General features: G+C 70.1%; 8 protein-coding genes. 4 read left to right on the top strand and 4 right to left on the bottom strand.

Annotated features, from left to right (window positions below; all coding sequences use genetic code 11):
* Positions 1-6: 6 nt before the first annotated feature.
* Positions 7-228: a hypothetical protein gene (locus ASE78_RS06165; protein ID WP_056494578.1), complete on the bottom strand. Its 222-nt coding sequence runs from the start codon at positions 226-228 to the stop codon at positions 7-9.
* Positions 229-402: 174 nt separating this feature from the next.
* Positions 403-1,059: an alpha/beta hydrolase gene (locus ASE78_RS06170; protein WP_055756512.1), complete on the bottom strand. Its 657-nt coding sequence runs from the start codon at positions 1,057-1,059 to the stop codon at positions 403-405.
* Between the two features lie 139 nt (positions 1,060-1,198).
* Here ASE78_RS06170 and ASE78_RS06175 point away from each other — a divergent pair, with 139 nt between their 5' ends.
* From ASE78_RS06175 to ASE78_RS06185, 3 genes are read left to right on the top strand one after another with little or no spacing between them, the layout of a single operon-like run.
* Entirely contained in the window at positions 1,199-2,227 is a 1,029-nt protein-coding gene (locus ASE78_RS06175; RefSeq protein WP_056495269.1) for a cysteine desulfurase family protein, read from the top strand.
* Positions 2,224-3,318 carry a cysteine desulfurase family protein gene (locus ASE78_RS06180; RefSeq protein ID WP_056494581.1) on the top strand — a complete coding sequence of 365 codons (1,095 nt, stop codon included), beginning with the start codon at positions 2,224-2,226 and terminating at the stop codon, positions 3,316-3,318. The genes ASE78_RS06175 and ASE78_RS06180 overlap by 4 nt, the downstream gene beginning before the upstream one ends.
* A complete protein-coding gene (locus ASE78_RS06185; RefSeq protein WP_056495272.1) occupies positions 3,315-3,641 on the top strand; it encodes a 2Fe-2S iron-sulfur cluster-binding protein in 327 nt (108 codons plus the stop codon). Before ASE78_RS06180 ends, ASE78_RS06185 begins: the two co-directional genes overlap by 4 nt.
* Here ASE78_RS06185 and ASE78_RS06190 read toward each other — a convergent pair.
* A complete protein-coding gene (locus ASE78_RS06190) occupies positions 3,566-3,988 on the bottom strand; it encodes a DUF2809 domain-containing protein (RefSeq protein ID WP_056494583.1) in 423 nt (140 codons plus the stop codon). The genes ASE78_RS06185 and ASE78_RS06190 overlap by 76 nt on opposite strands.
* A gap of 89 nt (positions 3,989-4,077) precedes the next feature.
* Here ASE78_RS06190 and ASE78_RS06195 point away from each other — a divergent pair, with 89 nt between their 5' ends.
* On the top strand, positions 4,078-5,529 hold the full coding sequence (locus ASE78_RS06195; protein ID WP_056494586.1) for an ATP-binding protein: 1,452 nt from the start codon (positions 4,078-4,080) through the stop codon (positions 5,527-5,529).
* A 110-nt stretch (positions 5,530-5,639) separates the two neighbouring features.
* Here ASE78_RS06195 and ASE78_RS19460 read toward each other — a convergent pair.
* On the bottom strand, positions 5,640-6,222 hold a 583-nt coding region (locus tag ASE78_RS19460; protein ID WP_414886779.1), incomplete at its 5' end, for a leucyl aminopeptidase family protein.

The following is a 6,222-nucleotide window of genomic DNA, read 5'->3' on the forward strand; positions in this document are numbered from 1 at the left end:
TTGGTTTCAATACTCGCGTAGCGCGCTCGGCTGGGTGGCGCGTTGGCGCATCGTCTGGTCGGTCATTGCAGAGGTCGCGGCGTCGATCTGTGCCCATTCGGCGCGGGTGCGGCAGGTGCGCCTGGGCATGATCGTGCCGGTCGCGACATCGCGGCGACAGATTTTCTTTTCGGGCGGGGGCGCGGGCGCGGTTTGGAGCGCGGCGGCGAGGAACAGGGCAGTCAGCATAGCGAGTTCCTGTGGCGGAATGTTGCCGGCTACCGTAGGTGCTCCAAGGAATATGGCAAGATTGATAGCGGGTGGCGGCGCGGCGAAGCCGCGCCGTCGGTCGGCACGGTCGTGCCGCCGGCCGGGCTCGCCGCTGGCGCGCGGATTAGCAACGCTAATCCGCTGCGGCGAGCCTCACTTGATCGGCGAGTTCGGGTCCAGCCGCATGTCCAGATACCGGTCCACGCTGCCCATCAGCTCGGGCATCTCGTTCTGGAAGAAGTGGTTGGCGCCCGGGATCGTGTCGTGATGGATCGTGATGTGGCGCTGGGTGCGCAGCTTGTCGACCAGCTTCTGGGTGGCGGCGGGTGTTACCACCTCGTCGGCATCGCCCTGGATGATGATGCCCGACGACGGACAGGGGGCGAGGAAGGTGAAGTCGTACATGTTCGCCGGCGGCGCGATCGAGATGAAGCCGCGGATTTCGGGGCGGCGCATCAGCAACTGCATGCCGATCCATGCGCCGAAGCTGACGCCCGCGATCCACGTCGTCTGCGCTTCGGGGTGGAAGCTCTGCACCCAGTCAAGCGCCGAGGCCGCGTCCGACAGTTCGCCGACGCCGTTGTCGAACGTGCCCTGACTCTTGCCGACGCCACGGAAGTTGAAGCGCAGCGTGGCGAAGCCGCGCCGCTGGAACGTCTTGTAGAGTTCCTGCACCATGCGGTTGTTCATCGTGCCGCCCGAAGAGGGGTGCGGGTGGAGGATCATCGCGACCGGCGCGCGCGGGCGCGGCGCGGGAGCGAAACGGCCTTCCAGTCGACCTTCGGGACCGGGGAAGATGACTTCGGGCATGGGACGTCCTGTAGATGCGGGGGCGCGGCGATGGCGCAAAGATGGTTGGCGGCTATATAGGACCAACGATCCCACAAGCAATCGGAACGGCCCCGTTTTGACGAAGCGCATCTATCTCGATCATGCCGCGACCACGCCGATGCGCCCGGAGGCGGTGGCGGCGGTGATCGACGGCATGGCGCGCTGGGCCAATCCGTCCAGCCCGCATGCCGAAGGGCGCGCCGCCCGGCGGGCGCTGGAGGAGGCGCGGGCACGGATCGCGAAGGCGCTCGACTGGGACGGCGAGGTGATCTTGACCGGCGGGGCGAGCGAGGCGCTGGGAATCGCGCTGCGCGGTGCCGGTCGGTACGAGACGATCGTGACGACCGTTGAGCATGACGCGGTGTTCCGCGTGGCGGAGGGAAATAACCGGATCCATGTCGGCGGCGACGGACTTGTCGACACCCGCGACCGGTCGTGGCTGCTGGCGGCGCTCGATCCGCTGGAGGCGACCGACCGATTCGTCATCCAGTCGGCGAACAGTGAGACGGGCGTGCTGCAACCGCTGGACGTGATCGACGCGCGGCGGCGCGAGGACTGGATCGGGCGGCGCATCACGTTGCTGGCCGATTGTTCGCAAAGCGCGGGCAAGCTGCCGCTGCCGCCGGCCGACCTGATCGTGGTGTCGGCGCACAAGCTGGGCGGGCCGCCGGGGATCGGTGCGCTGCTGGTGCGCGACCTGTCGTTGCTGACGCCGACGGGCGGGCAGGAACAGGGGTATCGCGGGGGCACCGAGAACCTGCCCGCCGCGCTGGGCTTTGCCGCCGCGCTGGAGGCGCCGCGCGACTGGTTCGACCGGGCGGTGGCGCTGCGACGCGATCTCGACGCGGTGGTGCGGGGCAACGGCGGCGAGGTGATCGCCGACGCATCGCCCCGCATCGCGACGATCGCCGCCTATCGCCTGCCCGGACGATCGGCGGCGGCGCAGTTGATGCGGCTCGATTCGGCGGGGTTCGCGGTGTCGGCGGGGAGCGCGTGTTCGTCGGGGACGCTCAAGACCAGCCATGTGCTGGGCGCGATGGGGATCGAGGCGAAGGCGGCGAGCGAGGTGATCCGCGTGAGCTTCGGCTGGACGACGACCGCCGACGAGGTCGAGCGGTTCGCGGCGGCGTGGAAGGCGATGGCATGACCTATCTCGATTATCAGGCGACGACGCCGCTGGCGCCAGAGGCGTTCGAGGCGATGGTGCCGTGGCTGCGCGACCACCACGCCAACCCGCATTCGCCGCACCGTGAGGGCCGGCGGGCGAAGGCGGCGGTCGAGGTGGCGCGCGGGCAGGTGCTGGGCGCGCTGGGCGGGGATGCGGCGGCGGGGCGGCTGTTCTTTACGAGTGGTGCTACCGAGGCGGCGAACTGGGCGATCGCGGGAACGGTCGCGAAGGGCAGCCGGCCGAAGGTGGTGACGATCGCGACCGAACATGCCTGTGTCCTCGATAGCTGCCGGGCGCTGGGGGGCGAGGTCGTGGTGCTGCCGGTGGGGCGCGACGGGCTGGTCGACCGCGCGGCGGCCGAGGCGGCGATCGATGGGCGGACCGCGCTGGTCGCGGCGATGCTGGTCAATAACGAGATCGGGGTGGTCCAGCCGATCGCTTGGCTGGGCGAACTGGCGCGCGCGGCCGGCGCGGTAATGCTCTGCGATGCGGTGCAGGGGTTCGGGCGGGTGCCGCTGCCGGTCGATGCCTGCGATCTGATCGCGGTGTCGGCGCACAAGGTCTATGGGCCGAAGGGGATCGGTGCGCTGTGGGTGCGGGCAGGGGCGGAGCCGGCGGCGATCCTGCATGGCGGGGGGCAGGAGGGTGGCCTGCGATCGGGCACGCTCAGCCCGGCGCTGTGCGCGGGGTTCGGCGCGGCGGCGGCGTTGCTGAAGGACGACGATCCGGCGCGGGTCGAGGGATTGTGGCGGGTGGCGCGGGACGTGCTGGGACCGGACTGGGTGCTGAACGGTGCGGCCGAGGCGCGCTATCACGGCAATCTGAACGTGCGGATGGAGGGGCTCGATGTGGCGCGGTTGATGAGCGAGTGCCGCACGCTGTCGTTTTCGGCCGGGTCGGCGTGCGCCAGCGGATCGGGCCGCAGCAGCCATGTGCTACGCGCGATGGGGCTCACCGAGCGCGAGGCGCGATCGTCGATCCGCATCGGCTTCGGCCGCTATACGAGCGAGGAGGAGCTGGTGATGGCGCTGGAAACCATCGACCGGGCGGCGCGGAGCCAGTGGCGGTGATCGTCCATCTGACCGGGCCGGACGGGCGTAGCGAGGCGGTGCGCGGGGCGGCGGGCGACCGGCTGCTCGATCTGGCGCAGGCGTATGATTTCCCGCTGGAGGGGACGTGCGGCGGGCAGATGGCGTGTTCGACCTGCCACGTCATCGTCGATCCGGCGGATCATGCGCGACTGCCCGCGCCCAGCGAGGAGGAGGAGGACATGCTCGACTTCGCAGCCGGTGCGGTCGCGACCAGCCGGCTGGCGTGTCAGATCGTGCTGGACGAGTCGCTCGATGGCCTGCGCGTGCGGGTGCCGGCGGGGGCACGCGACGCGCGGCGATAGTCGACGGCATAGGCGATCAGCGCGCCGGCGGCGTAGGCGATGAAGTCGTGGAGGTCGAAACCGCTGCCCAGCACGGTGCGCGCCAGCCGGTTTTCGCCGAGGCCGATGTGGTCGAGGACATGGAAATACTGGCCGAATTCGATCAGGACCGCGATGGCGAACGCGGTCAGCGCGGCGGCGGGCACCGACAGCCGGGTGACGGCGCGCAGGCCCGTGTAGACGAGGATGACCGCCAGCGTATCGCCGACATAGGGGCGGACGATCCGGTCGCGGACGAACAGTGCGATTCCAATCTCGACGATCAGCAGCACGATCGTTGCCAGCGCATATCCCCGGTGCAGTCGCATCGCTCGTTCCCCTCGACGCCGTCCTGCCGTGCGGCGGGCCGCGACGCAACTGCTTGCCCCGAAGCGCCGCGCGCGCGTAAGGACCCGCGATGACCGTGAACGTCGATATGGGGACGGACCCGGCGGGCAAGACCGTTCCCCTTGATCTGGAAGAACTCCTCGCGACGCGCCTGCTGGTGCAGGGCAATTCGGGCTCGGGCAAGTCGCACCTGTTGCGTCGCCTGCTCGAACGCAGCGCCGGCCATGTCCAGCAGGTGGTGATCGACCCCGAAGGCGATTTCGTGACGCTGGCGGGCACCTACGGCCATGTCGTGATCGAGGCCGCCGACCATAGCGAGCGCGAGGTCGCCCGATTCGCCACGCGGGTGCGCGAACATCGCGCCTCGGTCGTCCTCAGCCTCGAAGGGCTGGAGGCCGAGGGGCAGATGAAATGCGCCGCCGCCTTCCTGAACGCGCTGTTCGATGCGCCGCGCGAACATTGGTATCCCGCGCTGGTAGTGGTCGACGAAGCGCAGTTGTTCGCCCCCGCCGGTGGCGGCGAGGTGGCGGAGGACGTCCGCCGTGCCTCGCTGTCGGCGATGACCAACCTGATGTGTCGCGGGCGCAAGCGCGGCCTTGCCGGCGTAATCGCGACGCAGCGGCTGGCGAAGCTGGCCAAGAACGTCGCGGCCGAGGCGTCGAATTTCCTGATGGGGCGCACCTTCCTCGACATCGACATGGTGCGCGCCGCCGACCTGCTGGGGATGGAGCGGCGGCAGGCGGAGGCGATTCGCGACTTGCAGCGTGGGCATTTCCTGGCGTTGGGGCCGGCGGTGTCCAGGCGGCCGCTGTCGATCAAAATCGGCGCGGTGCAGACCTCGGCACGCAGCGGCAGCCCGAAGCTGACCCCGCTGCCCAGCAGCCCGGTGGCGGACATCAAGGACCTGTTGATGGCCCCGGTCGAGGCGATGCTGCCGCTCGGACCGCCGATCCGCCATGTCGCGCCGCCGGAAGACGTGATCGCGGCGATCGCCACGCCGCCCCGGCCGGTGGTCGCGCCCGACCTGCCCGAGCGATCGACCGACGAAACCGACACGATCGTCGCCGAGGTATTGAAGGCGCTGGTCGAGGACGAGGGCGATCAGCCGCGCGCGGCGGCGGTGCTGTATCAGGATTTCGACGTGCGCTGTCGCATGGTCGGGCTGGCGCGGCCGCCACTCGACCTGCCCGGATTCACCCGGCGGCTGGCGTGTGCGCGCGCGGGCATCTTCGCTGCGCCCGAGGACGAATGGGCGCAGGCGCTGGCAATCGCCGAGGTGCTGCCCGACGACATGCTCGGCGCGTTCATGCTGATCGCCCGCGCCGCGCGCGAGGGGCGGCCGTGCCCGAGCGACATGGAGATCGCGCGAACCTATGGCACCAGTTCGATGGGGCGGGTGAAGCGGCTGCTCGCTTATATCGAGGGGCGTGAGTTGATGGTCAGCCGGATCGATCTGGCGGGGAAGCGATCGATCGCGCTGCCGCATCTGGGCTGGACGACGGAGGCGGCGGAAGCGGCTTAACCGCTCCCCTCCCTGGAAGGGAGGGGTTGGGGGTGGGTCGGGTTGCGAGGGACCGTTGGCGTCCGCCCCACACCTACCCCCCCCCCCCCCCCCCCCNGGGAGGGGAGGTCTTATGGTCGCGCGTAGCGATCCCGCAACAACCGCCATGCCGCGCGCAGGCCATAGGCTTCGCCGCCCTTCGCGCGACCCGGCCTGGCGGCGGCGCGCCATGCGAAGGTGTCGAGATGCGCCCAGGCCACGCCCGGGTCCACGAAGCGGCGGAGGAACAGCGCCGCCGTCACCGCGCCGGCCATGCCGCCCTCGGGCGCGTTGACCATATCGGCGATGTCGGACTTGAGCATGTCGTCATAGCCGTCCCACAACGGCATCCGCCACAACGGGTCGTGCTCGGCGATGCCCGCCGCCAGCAGGTCGGCGGCGAGCGTGTCGTCGTTGACGAAGGTGGCGGGCAGATCGGGGCCGAGCGCCACCCGCGCCGCGCCGGTCAGCGTGGCGAAATCGATCAGCAGCTCGGGGGTGTCCTCGCACGCTCTCGTCAGCGTGTCACCGAGGATCAGCCGCCCTTCGGCGTCGGTGTTGGTGTTCTCGACGGTGAGCCCTTGGCGACTGTTCAGCACGTCGCCGGGGCGGAAGCTGTCGGCCGACACGCTGTTCTCGACCGCCGGGACCAGCAGGTGGAGACGGACCGGCAGG

Source organism: Sphingomonas sp. Leaf25, from assembly GCF_001421635.1.
Taxonomy (GTDB): Bacteria; Pseudomonadota; Alphaproteobacteria; order Sphingomonadales; family Sphingomonadaceae; genus Sphingomonas.

What these genes read in the sequence shown, in the direction of transcription:
- ASE78_RS06175 (WP_056495269.1), top strand. Translation starts at nt 1,199, where the DNA reads ATGCGCCCGGAGGCGGTGGCGGCGGTGATCGACGGCATGGCGCGCTGG.
- ASE78_RS06170 (WP_055756512.1), bottom strand. Translation starts at nt 1,059, where the DNA reads ATGCCCGAAGTCATCTTCCCCGGTCCCGAAGGTCGACTGGAAGGCCGT.
- ASE78_RS06165 (WP_056494578.1), bottom strand. Translation starts at nt 228, where the DNA reads ATGCTGACTGCCCTGTTCCTCGCCGCCGCGCTCCAAACCGCGCCCGCG.
- ASE78_RS06180 (WP_056494581.1), top strand. Translation starts at nt 2,224, where the DNA reads ATGACCTATCTCGATTATCAGGCGACGACGCCGCTGGCGCCAGAGGCG.
- ASE78_RS06195 (WP_056494586.1), top strand. Translation starts at nt 4,078, where the DNA reads ATGACCGTGAACGTCGATATGGGGACGGACCCGGCGGGCAAGACCGTT.
- ASE78_RS06190 (WP_056494583.1), bottom strand. Translation starts at nt 3,988, where the DNA reads ATGCGACTGCACCGGGGATATGCGCTGGCAACGATCGTGCTGCTGATC.